This is a genomic window from Sulfitobacter sp. HNIBRBA3233 (genome assembly GCF_040149665.1).
Classification (GTDB): domain Bacteria; phylum Pseudomonadota; class Alphaproteobacteria; order Rhodobacterales; family Rhodobacteraceae; genus Sulfitobacter; species Sulfitobacter marinivivus.
This window is the reverse complement of the sequence record NZ_JBEFLP010000001.1, coordinates 952318-973774: the sequence shown is the minus strand read 5'-3', so window position 1 is coordinate 973774 and position 21457 is coordinate 952318. Positions and strand designations below refer to the sequence as shown.

Sequence of the window (21457 nt, the reverse complement as noted above, 5' to 3'; positions counted from 1 at the left end):
GGTGGCGTAATGAGCGACAGCACCCAGAGCACAAAGACAACGTGGCAGCCCGCCGCCATCAGTTGGCGTGTGCGCGTGGCACTGGTGTTTCTGCTGATCCTCGCCGTGACAGTCATTTCGATCACCAACAAGCTGTTGACGGACCGGTTTACCGAAACCACCCGCAACCGTGCCGAACTGAGGATCGCGCTTTACGGCGGCAACCTGTTGGCCGAGCTGCGCCAGAACGCCATCGTTCCGCAGCTGCTGGCGCGTGATCCCACGCTGATTTCGGCGCTCGAAAGCGGGGATTACACCCTTTCGACACAGCGCCTGATCTCATTCGTCGAGGAAATCGGGGCCGCGTCGCTGATGCTGCTCGATACGGACGGGCGCACGGTGGCGGCCACGGATCGCAACCGGATCGGGGCCGCCCACCGGTCGGCGCCCTATTTCGTTGATGCCATCCGCTCGAACGCGACGATCTTCAGCGTGATCGCCGGAGAGACGGGCGCGTATGATTTCTTCTACTCCCGCCGGATCCAGAGCGGCGGCGCGACCGTTGGTGTCATCGCCGTCGAGGTCGATCTGCGCAAGTTCGAGCGGGCCTGGGCGGGGATCTCGGACGCGGTGATCGTGACCGACAGCAATGGCGAGATCCTGCTGGCGACGGAACCGCGCTGGCGCGGCAAGACCGAAGCCGATGCGCTGGCCAAACAGACCCCGCAAAGCGCGATCGAGCGCGCGATACAGGCAACGGCGGACTGGACCGCGCTGCCGCCCGATGCCTACCTGCAGGGCGAGGCGGTGATGCGGCTGGAACAGCGGGTCAATTTTCGCGGCTGGCGCATGGTCAGCTATACGACCTACGCCTCCGTGCGCGAGCGTGTGAACGGCGTTCTCGCGCTTGAAGTCATGGGATTCGCGATTCTTCTGGCGCTGGCGTTCTACTTTCTCAGCCGCCGGACGGCGGGCCGCGCGGCCCTGTTCCAGCGTGAGTCGGCGGAGCTTCGCGCATTGAACGTGGCCCTTCAGAGGGAAATCGCCGAGCGCAAGCGCGTGCAGGAAACGCTTGCGGTGGCCGAACAAACGCTGGAGCAGTCGTCCAAGCTCGCCGCTCTGGGCGAGATGTCGGCCGCCGTCAGCCACGAGTTGAACCAGCCGCTGGCGGCGATGAAAACCTATCTGGCGGGGGCGCGCCTGCTGCTGAATCGGAACCGCCCCGACGAGGCGCTGAGTTCGTTCCGGCGGATCGACGACCTGATCGAGCGGATGGGCGCGATCACGCGGCAGCTGAAATCCTATGCCCGCAAGGGCCAGCAGGCCCTGTCGCCGGTCAACATGGGCAACGCGCTGGCCAGTTCGCTCAGCATGATGGAACCGCAGCTGAAACAGCGTAAGGTACAGATCACGCGCATTCTGCCCGACCAGCCGGTTCTTGTGCTGGGCGACCGGATGCGCATCGAACAGGTTTTGGTCAATCTCTTGCGCAACGCGCTCGACGCCACCAAATCCGAACGGAACCCGACCGTCGAGATCATCTTGTCCGTGGGCGAGACGGCAACCCTCGCGGTGCGCGACAATGGCCCGGGGATCGAGGATCTGGATGCGCTCTTCGAGCCGTTCTATACGACCAAGCAGCCCGGCGACGGCGTTGGTCTGGGCCTTGCGATCTCCTCTGGGATCGTCGGCGATCTGGGCGGGCGGCTCACGGCACGGAACGGACAGGCCGGTGGCGCGGTTTTTGAAATGCAGCTGCCCCTTTACCAGGGCGAAAGCGAAATTGAAGCAGCGGAGTAAAGCAATGGCTCAAGCGATGAAGATAGCGATTGTCGATGACGAACAGGACATGCGCCAGTCGATCAGCCAGTGGCTGGCCCTGTCTGGCTATGACACGGAAACCTTTGCCAGCGCCGAGGATGCGCTGAAGGTTCTGGGGCCGGATTATCCGGGGATCGTGATCTCGGATATCAAGATGCCGGGCATGGACGGGATGCAGTTTCTCAAGAAGCTGATGGGCAACGACAGCTCGCTGCCGGTCATCATGATCACGGGCCACGGCGATGTGCCCATGGCCGTCGAGGCGATGCGCGTGGGTGCTTTCGATTTTCTGGAAAAGCCGTTCAATCCCGACCGCATGAGCGAGCTTGCCAAGAAGGCAACTGCACGGCGGCGTCTGGTGATGGACACCCGCGCGCTGCGACGCGAGCTGTCGGACGGCGGCCAGTTGATGAAAAAGCTGATCGGGCAGTCGCCCGTGATGGAGCGCCTGCGCGAGGATATCCTGGACCTCGGCCAGGCCGACGGTCACGTCCTGATCGACGGCGAGACCGGCACCGGCAAGACGCTGGTGGCGCATGCGCTGCACGCCGTGGGCAGCCGCGCGGGCAAGAAATTCGTGCTGATCAGCTGTTCGGCCTACGAGGAAGATGCGCTGAGCAAGCGCCTGTTCGGCCCGATGATGCCCGAGGACGCCACCCTGCCGGCGATCGAGGAAGCGCGCGGCGGCACTCTGGTCCTCGAAGACATCGAAACACTGTCGGAGGCGCTGCAGGCCAAACTGCTGTCGGCGATCAACGAGCAGGGCACACCGGCCGAGACGCGCATCGTCGCGATCTCGAACCTTCAGGAAGCGGGGCGCACCTCCGAAGACGCGTTGCGCTCCGATCTGTTCTACCGTCTGGCGGCGCTGCGGATCACCGTGCCGCCGCTGCGCCAGCGCGGCGAGGATATCCTGAGCCTGTTCACCCGTCTGAGCGACCAGTTCGCGGACGAATACGGCTGCGAAGCGCCGCAGGTCAGCGCGCAGGAGGCCGCTCAGCTGTTGCAGGCGCCATGGCCGGGCAACGTGCGCCAGTTGATCAACGTGGCCGAACGCGCGGTTCTGCAATCGCGCCGGGGGTCGGGGACCATCGCGTCCCTGCTGATGTCGGACCCCGACGAGATGCAGCCGGTGATGACCACCGAAGGCAAGCCGCTTAAGGAATACGTCGAAGCGTTCGAGCGGATGCTGATCGACAATACGATGCGCCGCCACAAGGGCTCCATCGCCAGTGTCATGGAAGAGCTGTGCCTGCCAAGGCGCACGCTGAACGAGAAGATGGCGAAATACCAGCTTCAGCGCGCGGATTACCTCTAGGGTCCGAAAGGAAGGGGATGGCGCCTTGCGGCGTTATCCCTGTCCCATCTTGTAAAGCTGCGATGCAGTGCCGTCATCTTCCGTGCGGCACATCCAGCGTTCCTGAAGGGCCGGAACGTCGATGATATACTGGTTGATCTCGACGATGGGCAGCGTCGTGTTCAGCTGCGCCGCCGCGCCGGTCTGGTTTTCGACAGCGTTCACGCAGGTGCGGTTCGCTTTTGCGTCACGGCGCACGTCCGGATCGGAATCGAATTCCGCCGGGTCACAGGCGGCAAGAGCCAGAAAGCCGACGCAGAGGGCTGTCGCGGGTCGCAGGAAAAGGCGCATGGTGTCTCCAGATATTCGGTATCCGGCTTTTCAAGGCCGGTTGTGACCCGGAGCGTAGCCATTCGGCCCGCCTTGGGCAACCTTTCGCAAGTGACCCTATCTGCCTCATTTCGACCCTCGTGCTACCAAATCTGCCAATTCAAGTGCCGCAAATGAGATTCCCCATTGTGTTTGGGGTGGCGCTCCCCTTATTTAGAAGGATGGGGTCCGGTTTCCGTTACGGCATTGGACCGCTAGAGAATTCGCTGTTACCCCGCGCGAAAACGCGGCGTGTGACAGAAGGGTAGCGCCAGAAATGGCACATGAGACGCTGATGTATGCCGAGGACCGCACAAAGGATCCCGAGGCGGCACAGTCATAAACGGATGCGCACGGCGGCAGGGGCACTCTGACGCGGTCGCGCATCGGAGAAGAACCGCGATGACGCGCGTGCGTGCACACAGAAATGGAACAGGTTGCCCTTCGGGCAGACTGGCCGCGCCGTCACCTATCGCCCTGACAAGACACATAACTTTTCGCGCAGCGCCCCCGGGTCGTCCTGCGCGCCGGAGTTTGTGCAGAAGAGTATCATGCCTAAGAAAATGCTTATCGATGCCACCCACGCGGAAGAAACCCGCGTTGTGGTGGTCGACGGAAACAAGGTCGAGGAATTTGATTTTGAATCCGAGAACAGACGCCAGCTTGCCGGCAACATCTATCTTGCAAAAGTAACACGGGTCGAGCCGTCGCTTCAGGCGGCCTTTGTCGACTACGGCGGCAACCGTCACGGGTTCCTCGCGTTCTCGGAAATCCACCCCGATTACTACCAGATCCCCGTTGCCGACCGCGAAGCGCTGCTGGAAGAAGAGCGCGCTTTTGCCCAGGCGCAGGAAGACAAGGACGACGAAGACAGCAAACCCAAGCGGTCGGGCCGCTCGCGGTCGCGCAAGCCCCGCGCCAAGGCGCAGGATACCGTGACGGACGACGCGACAACCTCCGCCGAGATCGAGGGTATGGAAACCGTCGATCTGGGTGACGATGGTGACATCGATGTGCCAGACGACGAGGCGTCCTCGCCCATGGAGCGGGTGAAGGAGACGCCGGTCGACACACCGGATGTGGACGAGGACGACGAGGACGACGGCGATACCAAATCCGATGCGGCGTCGAAGGACGACAGCATCGAATCCGTTGCCGACGATGACGACCACGAAGACATCCGCCCCGTGCGCAAACCGCGCCCGCGCCGGTACAAGATTCAGGAAGTCATCAAGGTCCGCCAGATCCTGCTGGTGCAGGTCGTCAAGGAAGAGCGCGGCAACAAGGGTGCGGCGCTGACAACCTATCTCAGCCTCGCGGGCCGCTACTGCGTCCTGATGCCGAACACCGCGCGCGGCGGCGGGATATCCCGCAAGATCACCAATGCTGCGGACCGCAAGAAGCTCAAGGAAATCGCCAACGAGATCAAGGTGCCCAAGGGTGCCGGCCTGATCGTGCGGACCGCCGGTGCGAAACGGACCAAGGCCGAGATCAAGCGCGACTACGAGTACCTGCAACGCCTGTGGGAACAGATCCGCGCGCTGACGCTGAAATCCATCGCTCCCGCGAAGATCTACGAAGAGGGCGATCTGATCAAACGCTCGATCCGCGATCTCTATAACCGCGACATCGACGAAGTTTTCGTGGAGGGCGAGCGCGGCTACCGCATCGCCAAGGACTTCATGAAGATGATCATGCCGTCCCACGCCAAGAACGTGAAGCGCTACGAGGACCAGCTGCCGCTCTTCGCGCGCTATCAGGTGGAAAGCTACCTGTCGGGCATGTTCAACCCAACGGTGCAGCTGCCTTCGGGGGGCTACATCGTCATCGGCGTGACCGAAGCGCTGGTCGCCGTCGACGTGAACTCGGGCCGTGCCACCAAGGAAGGGTCGATCGAACAGACAGCGGTCAAGACCAACCTCGAGGCCGCCGAGGAAGTTGCCCGTCAGCTGCGTCTGCGCGACCTTGCAGGTCTGATCGTGATCGACTTCATCGACATGGACGAGCGCAAGAACAACGCCGCCGTCGAGAAGCGGATGAAAGACAAGCTCAAGACCGACCGCGCGCGCATCCAGGTGGGCCGCATCTCGGGATTTGGTCTGATGGAAATGTCGCGCCAGCGTCTACGGCCCGGCATGATCGAGGCGACAACGCAGCCCTGCGGCGCGTGCCACGGCACCGGCCTGATCCGTTCGGACGACAACCTTGCGCTGTCGATCCTGCGCCAGATCGAAGAGGAAGGCACCCGTCGGCGCACCCGCGAGGTGCTGATCAAGGCGCCGGTGGGCATCGCCAACTTCCTGATGAACCAGAAGCGTGAGCATATCGCCCATATCGAGGCGCGCTACGGCATGTCCGTCCGCATCGAGGGCGAGCCGCATCTGGTCAGCCCCGATTTCTCGATGGAGAAGTTCAAGACCGCGACCCGCACCGTGGCCCAGACCGAGGCGGTCGTGTCGGTAGACACGTCGCTGATGGACCAGATCGACGAGGATGTCGCAAGCGAGGACGAAGCCGACGAGGAACAGTCCGAGACCAAGCAGAACCAGCCGCAGAACAGCGGCAACGGTGACGGTGACGACACGGATGGCAAGCCCAAGCGCAAGCGGCGCCGGCGGCGGCGCAGCCGTGGTGGCCGGTCGGGCAACGGCGATGACCAGAACAGTGAAAACGGCGGGTCGGATGACAAGTCCAACGACGATGCGTCGTCCGAGAAAGCCGATAACGCGTCACCCGCCAAGGCCGAGGATGCCGACAGCAAGGACGACGCCAAGGCGTCATCCGAGGACAAGCCGAAGCCGCGCAGTCGCTCGCGAAGCCGCAAGCCCAAGGCCGACAAGCCCGCGGAGCAGGCCGATACCGCAGCGGACACACCCGCAGCGGATGCCCCGCAGGCCGAGCCTGCCGAAGAGGTAAAGGAAGAACCGGCCGCAGAAGCGAAGGCCGAGAAGCCGAAGCCGAAGCGTACCCGCAAGCCGAAGGCGCCCAAGAAGGACGTTGCTGAGGCTCCGGCCGAGAGCGCGGAGCCTGCGGCGGCGAAAGAGGAGCCTGCCCAGGCAGCGCCCGAAGCACCGGCTGAACCTCAAAGCGAAGCGCCTGCCCAAGCGGCAGCGGAAGCACCGGCTGAACCGCAAGCAGCAGCACCTGCCGAAGTAGCCTCCGAAGCACCGGCTAAAGAGCCGGCAGCAGCTGAGCCCGCAGAGGCGGAAGTGGCCGAAGAGCCCAAAAAAGACAAATCCCGCCGCAAGGGCTGGTGGTCTCTGGGTGGTCGCTGACCGGCACGACACGGTGAATGAAACGAGAAAGGCAGGCCAGCTGGCCTGCCTTTTTCAGTTCGGGCTGTTGTACCGCCGAAAGGCCCTAGCGTTTCTCGATCAGGTAGACCTGTACGCCTGACGCTTCTTCGCGGGTTTCAACCAACTGATGCCCCGATTCCGCGCAGAAATGCGGGACGTCGATCACGGCGGCGGGATCGTCCGCGCGCATTTCCAGCCGGTCGCCCACGGCGAGCGACTGCAGACGTTTGCGCGCTTTCAGCACGGGCAGGGGGCACAACAGGCCGGTCGCATCAAGGATCTCTTTCATATCCATTCAGCTAAGGCAGATGTTTCACGCTGTCCACAACCTTGTGACCGCTCTTGTGGGTGACGGCGGCCTCTTCAAAGGCTAGCTGTAGCGCATGGAAGGAATCGATCTTATTGACGCGAGCCTCTTGCCCGCCATGACCATCGCCCTTGTGGCGGGGATCATCAGCTTTCTGTCGCCCTGTGTTCTGCCCATCGTGCCGCCCTATCTGGCGTATATGAGCGGGGTCAGCCTGTCTGACATGTCCTCAGAACGTGCGGCGCGACGTCGCGCTATCGTGGCGGCGCTGTTTTTCGTGCTGGGGCTGAGTACCGTATTTATCCTGCTGGGTTTCACCGCCTCGGCCTTCGGGGCGTTCTTCTTGCAGAACCAGCTATTGTTCACCCAGATTTCCGGGGTGGTGATCATTGTTTTCGGCCTCCATTTCCTGAGCGTTTTCAGAATTCCGTTTCTGGACCGCGAGGCGCGGATGGATGCAGGGGACAAGGGCGGAACGTCCTTCGGGGCCTATATTCTGGGGCTGGCGTTCGCCTTTGGCTGGACACCGTGCATCGGGCCGCAGCTGGGCGCGATCCTGTCGCTTGCCGCAAGCGAGGCATCGGTCACCCGCGGCACCCTGCTGTTGGCGATCTACGCCTTCGGTCTGGGAATTCCGTTTCTTCTGGCCGCGATGTTCATGACCCGTGCCATGGGCATGATGAACAGGCTGAAGCGGCATATGAAAACGATCGAGCGTGTCATGGGCCTGCTTTTGCTGGTCGTTGGCGTGGCCATGCTGACCGGTGCGTTTTCGACCTTCAGCTTCTGGCTGCTCGAAACCTTCCCCGCCCTGGGCGCTTTGGGCTGACGCGCCGGGAACCAAATGTCTTACTTTGGCCGGAAACCCGCGTTAGCATGGGTAAAACCGCCAGAGGCCCAGCAGCAAGATGCCCCGCAATTCCGCCACCGTCGCCCGCCGGCGGGTTTTCTACATACCGGGATACGATCCGATCCATCCGCGCCGCTACCGTGAACTCTACCGCAAGGAGGGCGCCGCGCAGGCGGAATGCTCGGGCTACGAGATAACTCTGTCGCCGCGTCAGGGCGGTGAAAGATACGGTTGGAATATCAACGCGCTAATTGATGATATTGCTGTGGATGCTTCGGTGGATGTCCTGGTGTGGTCGGACATCGTGCGCGACAGCATGAACACCTCGATTCCCGCGACCTACTGGCAACTTCTGCGCACCGCGTGGGTCTATATGTCGACGGGAGCGCTGTGGCGGCTGATGCGCCTGCGCAAGGGGCCGGTGATCGCGGCGCTCTATCCAGTCGGTATGCTGCTGGGGCAGGCCGCCCTTGCCGCTCTTCTTGTGGTGGCGGTCATTGCGGCGGCTGTCCTCGCGGGCGGCGGTGTCGCGGTGCAGGCGGGGGCGGCGGTCTTGGGTCTGGTGGCCGCGTGGCGCCTGCTGCGGTGGTTCAAGGCCAAGGACGGCAAGTTCTTTGCCTATTACCTCATGCATGACTACGCCTTTGGCGCGGCGACGCGCGGGGCGAATCCTCCCGCGCTGGAGACCCGGATCAGCCAGTTCGCCGATGCCATTGCCGACGCGCTGTCGCAAGACGATATCGACGAGGTGCTTGTCGTCGGCCATTCGTCCGGCGCGCATCTGGGGGTCAGCGTGCTGGCCGATCTGCTGCGCGCGGGCAGGGTTCCCCACGATGGTCCCGCGCTGGGATTTCTGAGTTTGGGGCAGGTCGTGCCGATGGTGTCGTTTCTGCCGGAGGCTTACCGCCTGCGCGCCGATCTGGCATTTCTGTCGCGACAGCATGCCATCGCATGGGTCGATGTGACCGCCCCCGGCGACGGCTGCGCCTTTGCCCTGTGCGATCCTGTTGCGGTCAGCGGTGTTGCCCCGCCGGACAAGGTCTGGCCGCTGGTCTTCTCGGCGGCCTTTACGCAAACTCTCAGCCCGGAGCGGTGGCGCGCGCTGCGCTGGCGTTTCTTCCGCCTGCATTTCCAGTATCTCTGCGCCTTCGACCGGCCCGGTGACTACGACTATTTCCGGATCACGGCAGGGCCGCTGACACTCGCGGACCGCTATGCGGGCCGCAAGCCGTCGGCGTCGCGGATCGAAAAACCCGTCAACCGGTTCACGGCCACCAGCCGATGACTGCGCCCATACCGCCGAAACCGCCCAGTCGCCCGGACCGTGTATCGCTGTGGCAATACGCACGGCTGTTTCGCGCGGATATCCTGTCGGCGCAGCCCGGACGGCTCTACCGCGCGTGGATGGCCGAGTTCCGCACGCCGTTCTTCCGCAGCTACCTGATCAACGAACCCGATCTTGTGCGTACGGTGCTGAAGGACCGGCCCGAGGATTTCCCCAAGTCCGCGCGGGTGGGCGAGGGGCTGCGACCGCTTCTGGGCAACTCGGTCTTCGTGACCAATGGCGAAACCTGGAAACGCCAGCGCCGGATCATCGACCCCGCGTTCGAGGGCGGGCGGCTGCGCGATACATTCCCCGCGATGTGGGACGCGGCAGAGGCGGCGGCGCTGCGTCTCGATGCGCTTGCGGGCCGCGAGGTCGAGATCGAGGAAGAGGCAAGCCACGCCGCCGCCGACGTCATCTTTCGCACGCTCTTTTCGCTGCCCATTGAACACCGGTTGGCGCAGGAGACCTTTCAGGCCTTCCGCAGCTACCAGCGCAGCCAGCCGATCCTGAACCTTGCGGCACTTGTCCCGCTGCCGCGCTGGATGCCGCGCCCCTTCGGGCGTACCACGCGGCGCAGTGCCGCGCATATCCGCCGCCTGATTACCGATCTGACCCGCGCCCGCGCGGATGAAATCGCGGCGGGCGATGCGCCCGACGACCTCGCGACCAAGATCATGACCACGCGCGACCCCGAAACCGGCGACACCTTCAGCACCGAAGAGATGGTCGATCAGGTCGCGATCTTCTTTCTTGCCGGGCACGAGACCAGCGCATCGACATTGGCCTGGGCCCTCTATCTGATGGCGCTTTACCCTGACTGGCAGGACCGGCTTGCCCTCGAGGCCGAAGCGCTCGGGACCTGCGATTTCGCGGTCATGTCGCAGTTGCGGCTCAGCCGTGATGTATTTCGCGAAACCCTGCGGCTTTATCCGCCGGTGCCGATGATGGTGCGCGAAAACAGCTGCCCTGAGCGGTTCCGCGACCGGCCTGTCAGACGCGGCTCGCAACTGGTGGTCAGCCCGTGGCACCTGCACCGGCACGAGCGGCTGTGGGATGGGCCCGACAGCTTTGATCCCGACCGCTGGCATACGCAGAACGGGCGCGCCTGCCAGCGCGACGCTTTCATCCCCTTCAGCGCGGGCGCGCGGGTCTGTCCCGGTGCGGGGTTCGCGATGATAGAAGGCCCGCTGATCCTCAGCCGGCTGTTGCGCGATTTCCGCTTCGATCTCGCCGACGGCCCCGCGCCGGTTCCGGTCGCACATCTGACGGTGCGCTCGGATCGGGGCATTCGCCTGAAAATCGAGCGGCGTGAGCGTTAACACTCTGGCTTTGACTGGATTATGGACAGGGCTTCCTCTAAGAGACTGTCAGATTTCAGCACTCGCACAAGGGCAGGTTCCATGGCCACGAAAGACGAACAGCGCAACCGGATCGCAACCGGAAACGGATTTATCGCCGCATTGGACCAGTCGGGGGGATCGACCCCCAAGGCGCTGAGCCAATACGGTGTCGAGCCCGAAGATTACAACGGCGACGCCGAAATGTTCGCAGCCGTCCACGCGATGCGCACGCGGATCATCACTGCCGATGCCTTCACCTCCGAAAAGGTGCTGGGCGCGATCCTCTTCGAGCGGACGATGGATGGCGAGGTGAACGGCAAGCCGACGGCGCAGGCGCTGTGGGAAGACCGTGGCGTGGTGCCCTTCCTGAAGATCGACAAGGGTCTCGCGGATGAGGCCGACGGGGTCCAGATGCTCAAGCCGATGCCGGATCTGGACGCATTGCTGGCGAAAGCCAACGAAAAGGGGATCTTCGGCACCAAGGAACGTTCGCTCATCCATCGCGCGGACGCCAAGGGGATCGCCGATGTGGTGGCCCAGCAATTCGATGTGGCGCGTCAGGTGGCCGCCGCGGGTCTGGTCCCGATCGTCGAGCCCGAAGTGAACATCCACTCCGACTCCAAGGCCGAGGCAGAGGATATCCTGAACGCCCGGATCATGGAACACCTCGACGGGTTGCCCGAAGGCGTGGATGTGATTCTGAAACTGACGATCCCCACGAAAGCCGGGCTTTACGATGCGGCAGCGGATCACGCCCGTGTCGTGCGCGTCGTGGCGCTGTCGGGGGGATATTCGACCGATGAGGCCTGTGCACTGCTGGCGCAGAACCACAAGATGATCGCATCCTTCAGCCGCGCACTGGCGGAAGGTCTGAACGTGAAAATGTCGGATGCGGAATTCAACGCCGCCCTCGCCGCCAATGTCGAGGCGATCTACGCGGCGTCCATCGCCTAGGAGATCCTTTCGGAACGTGAAATCCGCCGCCCTGACCGGGTGGCGGTCTTCAGCCCGAGCGGTCCGCGCGTTGCTTGAGATTTTCGAGCACGAAGATCCGGATCGCGGAAGCCAGACCGCTTTGCATCCCGCGCGCGGCGTCGATCTCGGCCACCAGCGCGTTGATCGGTGTATCCCGTTCGCGTGCGATCCGGCGCAATTCGCGCCAGAACGGTTCTTCCAGTGATATGGACGTGCGGTGTCCGTGCAGCGTGACCGAATGTTTGACAGGCCGCGCCGTCATGGCTCGCGCTTGTGCTGGTCGATCTTGCGTATGTTCTGGTCCGCCTCGGCCGCCTCGCGCTGGCGCTCGGCCTTGGTGCGGCCGAATTTCACTGCGTTTTCGTCCGCGCGGGCGCGCCGTTGCTGACGCGCCCGATCCTTGCGGACCTTGTTGAGGTTGACCGGCGTGCTCACTTGGGCCCGATCATGTTCTCGGGACGCACGACGCGGTCGAATGTCTCGGCATCAACAAACCCCAGTGCAATCGCCTCTTCCTTCAGGGTTGTGCCGTTCTTGTGCGCGGTCTTGGCGACCTTGGTGGCGTTGTCATAGCCGATTTCGGGCGCGAGCGCCGTAACCAGCATGAGGGATTCGCGCATCAGGCGTTCGATGCGGTCGGCGTCCGCCTTCAGACCCACAATCAGGTTGTCGGTGAATGCGGATGCGGCATCGCCCAGAAGCTGCATGGATTGCAGCACGTTATAGGCCATCATCGGTTTGTAGACGTTCAGCTCGAAATGGCCCTGGCTGCCGGCGAAACCGACGGCGGCGTCATTGCCCATGACATGCGCGCAAACCTGCGTCAGCGCCTCGCATTGCGTCGGGTTGACCTTGCCGGGCATGATCGACGATCCGGGTTCGTTTTCGGGCAAGATCAGTTCGCCCAGACCGCAGCGCGGGCCTGAGCCGAGGAAACGGATGTCGTTGGCAATCTTGAACAGCGACGCGGCAACGGTTTTCAGCGCACCGGACATCTCGACCATCGCGTCATGGGCGGCCAGCGCCTCGAATTTGTTGGGCGCCGTGACGAAGGGCAGATCGGTGATTTCGGCCATGTTCGCGGCGACTTCGACATCCCATCCCTTGGCCGTGTTGAGGCCGGTGCCCACGGCGGTGCCGCCCTGTGCCAGTTCGTAAATGCGGCCCAGTGCGTCCTTTACGCGGCGGATGCCCATGGCGACCTGATGGGTGTAGCCGGAGAACTCCTGGCTCAGCGTCAGCGGTGTCGCGTCCTGTGTGTGGGTGCGGCCGATCTTGATGATGCCGTCGAATTCGCGCACTTTTTCGGCCAGCGCCGCATGCAGTTTCTCGAGGCCGGGCAGGGTGACATCGCGCGCGGTCATCGCGGTCGCGATGTGCATCGCGGTCGGGAAGGTGTCGTTCGACGACTGCCCCATGTTGCAGTGGTCGTTGGGGTGAACGGGATCTTTCGTGCCCAGCTCCCCTCCGAGGATCTCGATCGCGCGGTTGGCGATGACCTCGTTGGCATTCATGTTGGATTGCGTGCCGGATCCGGTTTGCCACACGACCAGCGGAAAGTTGTCGTCGAACTTGCCGGATACGACTTCGCTGGCTGCCGTGATGATGGCATCGGCCAGTTTTTCGTCCAGCTTTCCAGAGCGTTTGTTCGCCATGGCGCAGGCCTGCTTGATAACGCCGAGCGCGCGCACGATCGCCACCGGCTGTTTTTCCCAGCCGATGGGAAAGTTCATGATCGAACGCTGGGTTTGCGCGCCCCAATACTTGTCTGCGGGCACTTCGAGAGGGCCAAAGCTGTCGGTTTCGGTGCGGGTATCGGCCATGTGCGGCGCTCCTGATCGTATGTTCCGGTCAGGGGCTGTTTAGCGGCCTGTCCGCCGCCGCGCAAACCTATGTTTTGCGAAAACTGTCGAGCGAGACGATTTCGGCTTTTTTCTCGGGCGCGGTATCTGGTTTCGACGTGGAGGTCTTGGCCTTGCCGTCCTTTGGCGCGGGCGGAGTATCGTCCTCGTCATCCTCGCCCTGCTGTTCGAACCGCAGGCCGAATTCGACCGAAGGGTCCACGAAGGTGCGGATCGCGTCATAAGGGATATAGAGGGGTTCGGGCGCATCGCCGAAATTGAGCGTGATGCCGAAACCTTCTTCGGTCACGTCGAGATTGTCGTACCAATGCTGCATGACCACTGTCATCTCGCTGGGATAGCGGTCTGACAGCCAGTCGGCCAGTTCAGCATCCGGATGGCTGGTGTCGAAGGTTATGAAGAAGTGATGTGCGCCGGGCAGCCCGTTTTCCGCAACGTCCAGAAGTACCTTGCGGATCAGGCCGCGCATGGCGTCATGCATCAGGTTTCCGTAATCGATACTGCGGCTCATCGCTCATCCCCGTATGATCGTTATAGCCACCATAGCGATTTCTAATCCAAGCGAAAGGGGCCAGAAGACAAGTCGCGGTACAGCCCCCGTCGCGCGGTGCAGAACGCGATAAATGGCAAATAAAACAGTCATTTCAGCGGCAAAATGATGTGATCCGCCCCGTCAGGTGGGTCTGCGCCCGCTGGCGCGCGGGTCGGGAAAACGGGGAAGGTGTAAATGCAGGCTTCTGTTGCCAGGTGCCTGCGAACCCCGCCTAGCGCTGCAAAGCACTAGGACTTAAGTTTCAGTCGCTCCGACCGCTTACGCGGCCATCGCTACTGGTGCACGATTGTCATTTGCAATTGTACGTTTTACGCCGATAACGGTGGCAGTCAGCCGAGACAAAGCATAACCCCTTTAGACGTTCGTCGATCCTATTTCGGCCCCATGATCCCCAAATGAAGGATGTTTGGTGGAGCCGCCGGGTACCGCCCCCGGGTCCGATCCGCTTATTACGAGCGCGTTTATGTCCATAGTCCCGAAGGACACCTCTGAGATAGGTCAATTGCGGCCGTTCTTCAAGGGGCTACAGGTTCACGCCGAGCGCGATCACCGCCACCGCCACCTCGCTGGCAAAGAAAATCCACTTGCGGCGGGTCTGCCCGTCAAGGATCAGCGATGTGATGCGGCCCAGACCGCCACCGGCCCAGATGAAGCCGATCATCGCATATGCGCCCGGCGTGCCGAGGATCAGCGCGCCGATGCCCGCCATCACGAATAGCGCGCCCGAGGCTGCACGCACTTCCGATGTGCCCATCGAGGACCCCGTATCTTTCAGATCGACCGTGTCCATAGTGTATTTCGGGGCCAGCCAGCCGACGGCGCCAAAGCCGATGGTAAACAGGGCAAGCAGCACGTTGATGACGGAAATCAGGTCCATGGTGTGTCCTTTCGGGCGGCGGGTGGTCTGCCCTTCAACGCATGTGACACCGAATTGGTTCAGCATTGGTGCAGCGCACAGGGCAGGCGGCACCGGCAGCCAACGGCTGTGCCGCGCCGTATCGCGTTTTTTCGTCTTTTCGGGGGTTTGGCATTTACCCTTGGGGTGATTCCGGTTTTTCTGCCGGAAATTCAGCGCTTCGAAACATCCACGAGGTCGGTCCTTGATGCCCCATCTGCTGCGATCCACGCTCTGGCTTGGCTTTTTCGGGCTGATCCTTGCCGCGTGGTGGATGCTGGCCGTTGCGAGCCTTGATATGGGGCTGGATTTGCTGGGCCGGCCCGGCGGGATTGCCGAAGCCATGCGCCGGATGGACCCGCGCATGGACATGCAGATGCCGATGGCCGAATTCTGGCCGCTGGCGTCGATGTGGGCGCTGATGATGGCGGCGATGATGCTGCCGACGCTGGTGCCGACCCTGCGCGCCTACGAGGACCTGATGGTCAGCGCCAATGGCACCCGCGCGGGATGGGCCGGCGTGGTCGCGGGATACTTCGGCGTATGGCTCGTGGCGGCGCTGGGGCTGGCGGGGCTCCAACTGGCGCTGCTCTTCGGTGGGATGATCGACATGCTGGGCATCGCGACGTCCCGCTGGTTTGCGGTCGCGCTGCTGCTGGCGGTCGGCCTGTTCCAGTTCACCCGCGCCAAGGAGGTCTGCCACGGCGTGTGCCACGCGCCCGCGATGTATTTTCTGGGCCACTGGCGCACCGGTTTTGCGGGCGGGCTGCGCATGGGCTCGGGGCTGGGGGGCTTTTGCGTGGGCTGCTGCTGGGGCTTCATGGCGCTGGGATTTGCGGGCGGTGTGATGAACCTTGCGTGGATGGGGCTGGCGACGCTCTTTATGGTGCTGGAAAAGCTGCCGCAAATCGGACACGTTGTAACAAGACCAATGGGTTTCGCCCTGATCCTCGGCGCAGGCGTCGTGGCAGGCTGGCCCATCATTTCGGGAGGATAACCAATGGCGACCAATAAACGCAGCGATGCCGACAGGCTGCCGATCAGCCAGAGGATCGACAGCCGCATGCCCAATCCGAAACGGCGCGAGGCGACCCCGACGGACTGGGCGATCAAGGGGGAGCTTTTCCTGAATTGTTCGTGCGAGGTTTTCTGCCCCTGCGTTGTCAGCCTGGGCGCGCACCCCCCGACCGAAGGGCACTGTCATGCGTGGATGGCGATCGCCATCGACGAAGGCCACTACGAGGGCGAAGACCTCGGCGGGCTCAACGTGGGGCTTTTGGTCGATATTCCGGGGCGCATGGGCGAAGGCAACTGGAAGGTTGCCGCCTACGTGGACGAACGGGCCAGCGGCAAGGCCTACAACGGGATCTTGCAGATATTCTCGGGCGCGGCTGGCGGCACGACGGGCCTGTTCACCATGCTGGTGTCCGAGATCATCGGGGCCGAACGTGCGCCGGTGCAGATCATACGCGATGGAAACCGCCGCGCGATCCAGATCGGGCGCAAGATCTCAGGCGAGATCGAGACAATTGCCGGCAAGGATCCCGAGCATCCGGTCATGATCTCGAATTCGAAATACTGGATGGGGCCGGATATCATCGCGGCGCGCGGTCTGAAATCCAAAGTGCGCGATTACGGTCGGGTTTGGGACTTCGGCGGCAAATCCGCCGAGATATGCCCGATCGACTGGAAAGGCCCCAAGCCTTGATCGACAAGGGCTATGTTCTGACGATGGCGCGCTACAACGGCTGGCAGAACAGCCAGTTGCGTCACACCATCAAGCGGATGGACGACAAGGCGCTGCGGCAGGATCGTGGCGCGTTCTTCGGGTCGATCTTTGCCACGCTCAACCACATCCTGTGGGCCGATACCCTCTGGATGAGCCGCTGGTGCAGCGACGTGCCTGCACCGGATGTTCCGGCGGCCGAGAATACCGCGTTCAAGGTCACGCCGTCCGACTGGGACGGCGCGCGTTTCCGGCTCGACGGGCGAATCAGGATCTGGGCGCAGACCCTGTCGAACGTCGATCTGCACGGAACGCTCAGCTTTCATTCCGCGACCCTTGGCCGGACAGTCAGCCAGCCGACGGCGATGTGCATCGCGCATATGTTCAACCACCAGACCCACCATCGCGGCCAGGTCCACCAGATGCTAAGCGAGGCGGGAGAGACCCCGCCGGTGAGCGATCTGATCTTCATGCCGGAGGATGCGTGATCCGCCTGAAATACGGAAGAGACGGGGTCGAAGCGTCGACCCGCTGCAGGCTGCGATAGCGGAGCGGACAATCCGGGCGTAGGATAGCGCCCGCAGAACCGGACCGGGGCCACGCCCCGGCCCCCGGACCATCAAGGGCCAGACGACAAGGCCGAAGGAAAATCAAAGGAGACGGAAAATGTTCAACGCACTCGTGATGACGCAGGACGAAGACGGCAAGGCAACAGCGGCGGTCCAGCAGCTTGAGCTTGACGATCTGCCCGAAGGGGACGTGACGGTTGCGGTCGAATATTCGACCGTCAACTACAAGGACGGCCTGTGCATGAGCCCGAAGGGCGGCGGGCTGGTGCGCAAGTACCCCCATGTCCCCGGCATCGATTTTGCAGGCACGGTCGAGGCCTCCGCCGACGACCGGTACAAGCCGGGTGACAAGGTCGTGCTGACCGGCTGGCGCGTGGGCGAGGCGCATTGGGGCGGCTACACGCAAAAGGCGCGGGTCAAGGCCGACTGGCTGGTGCCGCTGCCGGAGGGGCTGGATACGCGGCGTGCCATGGCCGTCGGGACGGCGGGTTTCACCTCGATGCTGGCTGTGATGGCGCTCGAGGATCACGGGATCAAGAAAGGTCCGGTGCTGGTCACCGGTGCCGCCGGTGGCGTGGGCTCCGTCGCCGTGGCCATTCTGGCAAACCTCGGCCACAAAGTCGCTGCGGTGACGGGGCGTCCGGAAACCTCGGACTACCTGAAATCGCTCGGCGCCGATCAGATCGTCGCTCGTGAAGATATCAACGAGGCGATCAAGCGTCCGCTGGAAGGCGAGACATGGGGCGGATGTGTCGACGCCGTGGGCGGCGAAATGCTGGCACGCGTGCTGGGGCAGATGGAATACGGCGCCTCTGTCGCGGCGGTCGGTCTGGCCGGCGGTGCGTCCTTTCCCGGCACCGTGATCCCGTTCCTGCTGCGCGGTGTGAACCTGCTGGGCATCGACAGCGTGATGCAACCCTACGAGAACCGCCTGCGCGCGTGGCAGCGGATCTCGACGGATCTGCCGATGGACAAGCTTGAGGATATGATCGTTCCGGCCACCCTTTCGGATTTGCCGAAGCTGGGCGCAGACATCCTTGGCGGTCAGGTAAAAGGCCGTGTGGTGGTCGACGTAAACAGCTGATCATCGGTCCACGCGGATCGGGCGCTGCGGCGCCAGGCGACCGGGATACAGGCGTATACCGGTCGTTTTCGTCGGTTTTCCCGACTTTTGGGTCGAAACTGTCCCCGCATGGGGGTGTCTTTCCGCGCCCTATGCAATAGCTTTGACCACAATCACGCATTGCATTGCGGATTGATTTTAATACCAGAGGGGGCATCTAGTCATGACAGATAGCACACCGGAGGGAATTCCGACGCCGGACGGCGATTCGGATCTTATCTCCACGGATTACGAGATCGGACAGGATAACGTCGAAGGCGATATCGGTCCTTTCGGGTTTGACATACACAACCCGGTTTTCCTGATTTCGGGGCTGGCGGTCGTCGCCTTCGTTTTCTTCACCCTGGCGTTGCCGACGCAGGCGGAGAGCGCGTTCTCCGCCATGTTCGACTTTACCACCAAGAATTTCGACTGGTTCCTGATCGGGGCTGCGGACATCGTGGTGATCTTTGCGCTGCTCCTGATCGTTACACCCTACGGCAGCGTCCGGTTGGGCGGCGTCGATGCGACGCCGGACTACGGGTATCCGGGATGGTTCGCGATGCTATTTGCCGCCGGCATGGGCATCGGGCTGATGTTCTACGGTGTGTCCGAACCGATGACGCATTTCTCGACCTCGATGGGCGAGACATCGGTCGGTGAAAACGGTCTGCGCACAGACTGGGCACCCTTGGGCGCCGCCACCGGAGACGAGGCCGCATCGGTGCGTCTGGGCATGGCTGCGACGATCTTTCACTGGGCGCTGCATCCTTGGGCGGTCTACGCGACCGTCGCGCTGGCGCTGGCGCTGTTTTCCTACAACAAGGGCCTTCCGCTGACGATCCGGTCGGCATTCTACCCCCTGCTGGGCGAACGCGTCTGGGGCTGGCCGGGCCACATCATCGACATCATCGCGGTTTTCGCAACGCTCTTCGGTCTGGCGACATCGCTGGGTTTCGGGGCCACGCAGGCGAACGCGGGCCTGAACGAGCTCTTCGGCGTGCCGCTTGGCAAGACCACCGAGGTGATCCTGATCACCGTCATTACAGCGGTGGCGCTGGTGTCGGTGATGCGCGGTCTGGATGGCGGGGTGAAGATTCTGTCCGAGATCAACATGGGTCTCGCGGGGCTTCTGGCGCTCTTCGTGCTGCTGGTCGGTCCGACCGCGTTCCTGCTGTCGTTCTTCTGGGACAGCCTTGTTGCCTATGTGCAGTATCTGCCCGCCTTGTCCAATCCGTTCGGACGCGCGGACGTGAACTACAGCCAGGGCTGGACGGCGTTCTACTGGGCATGGTGGATCAGCTGGTCGCCTTTCGTGGGGATGTTCATCGCCCGCGTGAGCCGTGGCCGCACGGTGCGTGAATTCGTGGTCTGCGTGCTGCTGATCCCAAGCTTTGTCTGCGTCATGTGGATGTCGATCTTCGGCGGCACCGCGATCCACCAGGTGCTGAATGACGGCTATACCGCCGCTCAGGACGCGGATCTGCCGCTGCAGCTGTTCAAGATGCTGGATGGCCTGCCGCTGGTGCAGATCACATCCTTCATCGGGATCGTGCTGGTCATCGTGTTCTTCGTGACCTCCTCCGACAGCGGCAGCCTTGTGATCGATACGATCACAGCGGGCGGCAAGGTAGATGCGCCGATGCCCCAGCGGGTGTTCTGGTGCATCTTCGAGGGCGCGGTTGCTGTTGCGCTGCTGATCGGCGGCGGGCTTGCATCGCTCCAGTCGATGGTGATCTCGACCGGGCTGTTGTTTACCGTGGTGCTGCTGGCGATGTGCTTCTGCATCCTGAAAGGTTTGCATAGCGAGCGGGCCAACACCAAGTAAACGCCGGAAGATAAGAGAAAAGGGGGCGGTGCGCAGGGTGCGCGCCGCCCTTTTTCGTGCGCTTGCGCGGGGCGTTCACTGTCGTCCCTTGACCTTTGCCGCTGCGGGGTGAAACCTGCGGCCATGACACTTGATATCGACTGGGTGCGCGCCCAATTCCCCGCCTTTTCCGAACCCTCCCTGCAAGGGCAGGCGTTCTTCGAGAATGCCGGCGGCAGCTATACCTGCAAACCGGTCATCGACCGGCTGATGCGGTATTACACGCAGCGCAAGGTGCAGCCCTATGCGCCCTATGCGGCCAGCACAGTCGCGGGCGAGGAGATGGACGAGGCCCGCAGCCGCATGGCCGCCCTTCTGGGCGTGGACACCGACGAGCTGAGCTTTGGCCCCTCGACCACGCAGAACACCTATGTGCTGGCGCAGGCCTTTGGCCAGATGCTGACCCCCGGCGAGGCGATCGTGGTCACCAACCAGGACCACGAGGCCAATACCGGACCGTGGCGCCGTCTGGCCGAGCGGGGCATCGAGGTGCGCGAATGGCGCATCGATCCCGAGACAGGCCACCTCGATCCCGACGCGCTCGAACAGATCCTAGACGACAAGGTTCGGCTGGTCTGCTTCCCGCATTGCTCCAACGTGGTCGGAGAGATCAATCCGGTCACCGAAATCACCGCTCTCGCCCATGCCGCGGGGGCCTTCGTCTGTGTCGACGGTGTGTCCTACGCGCCGCACGGTTTTGTCGATGTGGGCGCGCTGGGGCCGGATATCTACCTGTTCTCGGCCTACAAGACCTACGGGCCGCATCAGGGGCTTATGGTGATCCGCCGCGCGCTGGGTGAGTTGCTGCCCGATCAGGGGCATGTCTTTAACGCAGGTACGCTCTACAAGCGCTTCACCCCGGCGGGGCCTGATCATGCGCAGGTGGCGGCCTCTGCCGGAATGGCGGATTACGTCGATGCACTGGCGGCCCACCACGGATGCAAGGATGCCAGCGGCGCTGCCCGTGGCGCGGTTGCGCATGACCTGATGCGCGGCCACGAAACCGTGCTCTTACAACGGCTTCTCGACGCGGTGAAGGACCGCAATTCGGTGCGCCTGATCGGTCCGGCAGACGCAAGAGGCCGCGCGCCCACCGTGGCACTGGCGCTGCAACGCCCGGGCGAAGAGGCGGCGCGCGCGCTGGCAGCGCACGGTGTCATGGCCGGCGGTGGGGATTTCTACGCGGGCAGGGCGCTGGAGGCGATGGGAGTAGACGCCGACAAGGGCGTGCTGCGGCTGAGTTTCACCCATTACACGACCGATGCCGAAATCGACCAGTTGCTCAAAGCGCTCGACGCCGTTTTGTAGCGCGCTGCGGTTGA

Annotated in this window: 20 protein-coding genes and 1 other RNA gene; 13 read left to right on the top strand and 8 right to left on the bottom strand. The window is 63.1% G+C overall.

The annotated features are described in order from the left end of the window. Nucleotides 1-9 precede the first annotated feature (9 nt). Nucleotides 10-1779: a sensor histidine kinase gene (locus tag ABMC89_RS04615; RefSeq protein WP_349565665.1), complete on the top strand. Its 1770-nt coding sequence runs from the start codon at nt 10-12 to the stop codon at nt 1777-1779. Nucleotides 1780-1783: 4 nt separating this feature from the next. Further along, complete coding sequence (locus ABMC89_RS04610; protein ID WP_349565663.1) at nt 1784-3118, top strand: sigma-54-dependent transcriptional regulator; 1335 nt, start codon at nt 1784-1786, stop codon at nt 3116-3118. Nucleotides 3119-3151: 33 nt separating this feature from the next. On the opposite strand, the gene ABMC89_RS04605 is transcribed toward ABMC89_RS04610, so the two are convergent. Then, entirely contained in the window at nt 3152-3448 is a 297-nt protein-coding gene (locus tag ABMC89_RS04605) for a hypothetical protein (protein WP_349565661.1), read from the bottom strand. A 569-nt stretch (nt 3449-4017) separates the two neighbouring features. Here ABMC89_RS04605 and ABMC89_RS04600 point away from each other — a divergent pair. After that, the gene (locus ABMC89_RS04600; RefSeq protein WP_349565659.1) at nt 4018-6741 is read left to right on the top strand and encodes an Rne/Rng family ribonuclease; all 2724 of its coding nucleotides are present in this window, start codon (nt 4018-4020) and stop codon (nt 6739-6741) included. Nucleotides 6742-6826: 85 nt separating this feature from the next. Here the strand turns inward: ABMC89_RS04600 and ABMC89_RS04595 are convergent, their stop codons facing one another. Further along, nucleotides 6827-7057 (bottom strand): sulfurtransferase TusA family protein, encoded by a 231-nt coding sequence (locus ABMC89_RS04595; RefSeq protein ID WP_349565656.1) that lies wholly within the window; start codon nt 7055-7057, stop codon nt 6827-6829. A gap of 88 nt (nt 7058-7145) precedes the next feature. Between ABMC89_RS04595 and ABMC89_RS04590 the strand changes: the two genes are divergently transcribed. The 4 genes from ABMC89_RS04590 (at nt 7146) to ABMC89_RS04575 (ending at nt 11540) form a co-directional block, all read left to right on the top strand. Further along, entirely contained in the window at nt 7146-7898 is a 753-nt protein-coding gene (locus tag ABMC89_RS04590; protein WP_349565654.1) for a cytochrome c biogenesis CcdA family protein, read from the top strand. A gap of 79 nt (nt 7899-7977) precedes the next feature. Continuing rightward, complete coding sequence (locus ABMC89_RS04585) at nt 7978-9204, top strand: hypothetical protein (RefSeq protein ID WP_349565652.1); 1227 nt, start codon at nt 7978-7980, stop codon at nt 9202-9204. Next, entirely contained in the window at nt 9201-10565 is a 1365-nt protein-coding gene (locus ABMC89_RS04580; protein ID WP_349565650.1) for a cytochrome P450, read from the top strand. The genes ABMC89_RS04585 and ABMC89_RS04580 overlap by 4 nt, the downstream gene beginning before the upstream one ends. An 81-nt stretch (nt 10566-10646) precedes the next feature. Beyond that, complete coding sequence (locus ABMC89_RS04575; protein WP_349565648.1) at nt 10647-11540, top strand: fructose bisphosphate aldolase; 894 nt, start codon at nt 10647-10649, stop codon at nt 11538-11540. A gap of 49 nt (nt 11541-11589) precedes the next feature. Here ABMC89_RS04575 and ABMC89_RS04570 read toward each other — a convergent pair whose 3' ends face one another. The 6 genes from ABMC89_RS04570 to ABMC89_RS04545 all read right to left on the bottom strand — a co-directional run bounded on the left by ABMC89_RS04570 (nt 11590) and on the right by ABMC89_RS04545 (nt 14853). Next, entirely contained in the window at nt 11590-11823 is a 234-nt protein-coding gene (locus ABMC89_RS04570) for a ribbon-helix-helix domain-containing protein (RefSeq protein WP_349565646.1), read from the bottom strand. Continuing rightward, nucleotides 11820-11996 carry a DUF4169 family protein gene (locus ABMC89_RS04565; protein WP_349565644.1) on the bottom strand — a complete coding sequence of 59 codons (177 nt, stop codon included), beginning with the start codon at nt 11994-11996 and terminating at the stop codon, nt 11820-11822. The genes ABMC89_RS04570 and ABMC89_RS04565 overlap by 4 nt, the downstream gene beginning before the upstream one ends. Then, nucleotides 11993-13384, bottom strand: coding sequence for a class II fumarate hydratase (fumC, locus tag ABMC89_RS04560; RefSeq protein ID WP_349565642.1), 1392 nt, complete (start codon nt 13382-13384; stop codon nt 11993-11995). Before fumC ends, ABMC89_RS04565 begins: the two co-directional genes overlap by 4 nt. 67 nt (nt 13385-13451) lie before the next feature. After that, nucleotides 13452-13934: an SspB family protein gene (locus ABMC89_RS04555; RefSeq protein ID WP_349565640.1), complete on the bottom strand. Its 483-nt coding sequence runs from the start codon at nt 13932-13934 to the stop codon at nt 13452-13454. Nucleotides 13935-14149: 215 nt separating this feature from the next. After that, nucleotides 14150-14499, bottom strand: a transfer-messenger RNA (tmRNA) gene (gene ssrA, locus ABMC89_RS04550). After that, complete coding sequence (locus ABMC89_RS04545) at nt 14500-14853, bottom strand: DUF4345 family protein (protein WP_349565638.1); 354 nt, start codon at nt 14851-14853, stop codon at nt 14500-14502. A 226-nt stretch (nt 14854-15079) separates the two neighbouring features. Between ABMC89_RS04545 and ABMC89_RS04540 the strand changes: the two genes are divergently transcribed. The 6 genes from ABMC89_RS04540 to ABMC89_RS04515 all read left to right on the top strand — a co-directional run bounded on the left by ABMC89_RS04540 (nt 15080) and on the right by ABMC89_RS04515 (nt 21443). After that, nucleotides 15080-15868: a DUF2182 domain-containing protein gene (locus ABMC89_RS04540; RefSeq protein WP_349565635.1), complete on the top strand. Its 789-nt coding sequence runs from the start codon at nt 15080-15082 to the stop codon at nt 15866-15868. 3 nt (nt 15869-15871) lie between these two features. Further along, the gene (locus ABMC89_RS04535; protein WP_349565633.1) at nt 15872-16579 is read left to right on the top strand and encodes a DUF1326 domain-containing protein; all 708 of its coding nucleotides are present in this window, start codon (nt 15872-15874) and stop codon (nt 16577-16579) included. Further along, nucleotides 16576-17085 carry a DinB family protein gene (locus tag ABMC89_RS04530; RefSeq protein WP_349565631.1) on the top strand — a complete coding sequence of 170 codons (510 nt, stop codon included), beginning with the start codon at nt 16576-16578 and terminating at the stop codon, nt 17083-17085. The genes ABMC89_RS04535 and ABMC89_RS04530 overlap by 4 nt, the downstream gene beginning before the upstream one ends. A 178-nt stretch (nt 17086-17263) precedes the next feature. Beyond that, nucleotides 17264-18250: an acryloyl-CoA reductase gene (acuI, locus tag ABMC89_RS04525; protein WP_349565629.1), complete on the top strand. Its 987-nt coding sequence runs from the start codon at nt 17264-17266 to the stop codon at nt 18248-18250. A gap of 202 nt (nt 18251-18452) precedes the next feature. Further along, nucleotides 18453-20096 carry a BCCT family transporter gene (locus tag ABMC89_RS04520; RefSeq protein WP_349565627.1) on the top strand — a complete coding sequence of 548 codons (1644 nt, stop codon included), beginning with the start codon at nt 18453-18455 and terminating at the stop codon, nt 20094-20096. Nucleotides 20097-20219: 123 nt separating this feature from the next. Continuing rightward, a complete protein-coding gene (locus ABMC89_RS04515; protein ID WP_349565625.1) occupies nt 20220-21443 on the top strand; it encodes an aminotransferase class V-fold PLP-dependent enzyme in 1224 nt (407 codons plus the stop codon). Nucleotides 21444-21457 lie beyond the last annotated feature (14 nt).